The organism is Bacillus sp. CR71 (genome assembly GCF_003429245.1).
GTDB lineage: Bacteria > Bacillota > Bacilli > Bacillales > Bacillaceae_G > Bacillus_A > Bacillus_A thuringiensis_S.
The window spans coordinates 313,965-316,437 of the sequence record NZ_CP031748.1 but is presented as its reverse complement, the minus strand read 5'-3'; the positions used below and the strand labels follow the sequence as shown (position 1 = coordinate 316,437).

The window sequence follows — 2,473 nt, the reverse complement described above, 5'->3', positions numbered from 1 at the left end:
TTCAATGTCAACTAAGTTTTTCATTTCATTTGTCGCTTGCGACGTTATTGTCATCGGCGACTTGTTCTATATTACACTTCATTTATATAATCGTCAATACATTATTTTAAAAAACTTTATATTTTATAGAATTCATTTACGTAATCAAATTATCTATTTACGTATTTCTTCTATAGTTATATACAAGCACCCCACAGAACTATCTATAGGGTGCTATTCCATCATAAAAGCTATTGTTCTTTTGACGGCACTGAACAACTTCCATCAGTACAAGAAAGGTCGCTTCCACCATCTACTGAAAGTTCCTGTAACTTCGGTGCAGGATTCTCTTCTTCCCAAACTTGCTGGAGTGCACCAACAAAAGTTTCAAGTGGTTGTGCACCTGAAATAGCATACTTTTGATTAATAATAAAATAAGGCACTCCCGAAATTTGATATTGCTGAGCAATCGCTTCTTCAATTCTAACATCATTTGCGTACGCATTTTTATCATTAATAACATTTAAAGCTTCTTGCTTATCTAAACCTGAAGCTTCAGCAATAGTAGCAAGTGTATCCACATCACTTAAATTTTTCGATTCAGTGAAATATGCAAAAAGTAGATTTTCCGTAATCTCCTTTTCTTTTCCATGATTCTTTGCAAACTTCGCAAGACGATGCGCATCAAACGTATTCGTCGGCTTCATCTCATCAAAATTAAAACTTAAACCCATACTAGCTGCATGATTTCCTAGCTGTACGTTATTACGCTTAGCTTCTTCAATACTAATCCCATACTTTGATGCAAGCACTTCATTAATACTTGTTCCAGAGTAAACGGGAGTATTCGGATCCAACTCAAAACTTTTAAACTCAACTTCAACATCCTTCTTATGTGGAAATTGCTCTAAAGCCATCTCTAATCTACGTTTCCCAATATAGCAAAATGGGCATACAAAATCCGACCAAACCTCAATTTTCATATAAACACCTCATTAACATTTAGTTTTCAATCATTGTAGCACTGAGATTAAGGAATTCAAAAGTTTTTGCTCTATCTCCTTCATATAGTACATACAAAAATACACTTATAGCAGACTACCTAATTAACAAAAAAACGATAATCAAAAGGATTAACTATTATCCCTCCGATTATCGTCTATATAAATGCAACAACTTTAATTATGCCGGAATATACTTCCCTACGAACTTCCATACGGTATTCCAATATTTATTCGAATCTACTTTCTCCGCTTCTCCATGCCCAGCACCTGGAACAATTAATTTCTCTTTTTCTACTTTTGCAGCATTATATACTTCATCTAACATTTCAAAAGGAACGAATGTATCAGCATCCCCATGAATGAATAGCATAGGTGTTTTACTTTTCGCTACTTGTTTTACAGCTGAAGCTTCTTCTAAATCATATCCAGCTCTTAATTTTGTAACTGTATTTGCCGCATTCATAACAGGAAACTTCGGCAAGTGGAATAAATCTTTTAGCTGATAAGTAAATTCATCAATAACGGTTGAGTATCCACAATCTTCAATAATAACTTTAACATTAGAAGGTAAATCTTCTCCTGAAGTCATCATTACAGTTGCCCCGCCCATTGAAACACCAAATAGAGCTATTTCAGCATTAGGATCTTTCTTTAAGATTTGTTGAATCCAAATCAAAACATCTTTACGATCATGCCAGCCCATACCAACATAATCCCCTTCACTATTTCCGTGCCCACGAAGGTCTGGTGCTATGACATTATAGCCTTGTTCATAAAAGTTACGAATATATTTCGTCATTTCTGATGCTCTACCATTGTATCCATGAACCACAATTGCCCATTTATGACTAGATTGTTCATTCATATATTCATAGCCTTTTAAATTCATTTTATCGAAAGAACGTATAGTTAATGTGTTAGGTTTATACTTCGATACGAAGTTCGCATTCTTTTCTTCATTTGTAGCCAATACATCTCCCGATGCATTTACCGTTTCTACTAAATGAGGATTATCTTGTAAAAACTCTTTTTCTTGTTTCGCATTCAACGCGTAGTTATAAAAATAATTCCCAACTAACATATACACGATTACTAGAAGGACTAAGACTACTATAGTAATTATACCTATCCTTTTCATATTATCTCCTTTTCTAACTTAAATCTTCTTATATTAAAGTACATCAAAAAAACAACTGTACTATTTTAACACACTGGTGAATTTTATCTTTAAGAAATAAAATAGAAAATCTTAAATTACATATCAAAAATCACGAAAGAAATCGAATAAAACTTATATAGATATGTAATTAGCTTTGAAAAAAAGTTACAAAACACAAAAAAGACGAGTCATTCTGACTCGTCTTAAGCTTGCTTGGCGACGTCCTACTCTCACAGGGACAAGGTCCCAACTACCATCGGCGCTAGAGAGCTTAACTTCCGTGTTCGGTATGGGAACGGGTGTGACCTCTCTGCCATCATCACCAAACTAT

General features: G+C 34.1%; 2 protein-coding genes and 1 rRNA gene. All 3 read right to left on the bottom strand.

Going from position 1 to position 2,473, the window contains the following annotated elements:
- Positions 1 to 230: 230 nt before the first annotated feature.
- Positions 231 to 962, bottom strand: a complete 732-nt coding sequence (locus DOS87_RS01745; RefSeq protein WP_000687924.1) for a DsbA family oxidoreductase — start codon at positions 960 to 962, stop codon at positions 231 to 233.
- A gap of 199 nt (positions 963 to 1,161) precedes the next feature.
- Entirely contained in the window at positions 1,162 to 2,121 is a 960-nt protein-coding gene (locus DOS87_RS01740) for an alpha/beta hydrolase (RefSeq protein WP_000821104.1), read from the bottom strand.
- A gap of 232 nt (positions 2,122 to 2,353) precedes the next feature.
- A 5S ribosomal RNA gene (gene rrf, locus DOS87_RS01735) occupies positions 2,354 to 2,469 on the bottom strand.
- Positions 2,470 to 2,473: the final 4 nt, after the last annotated feature.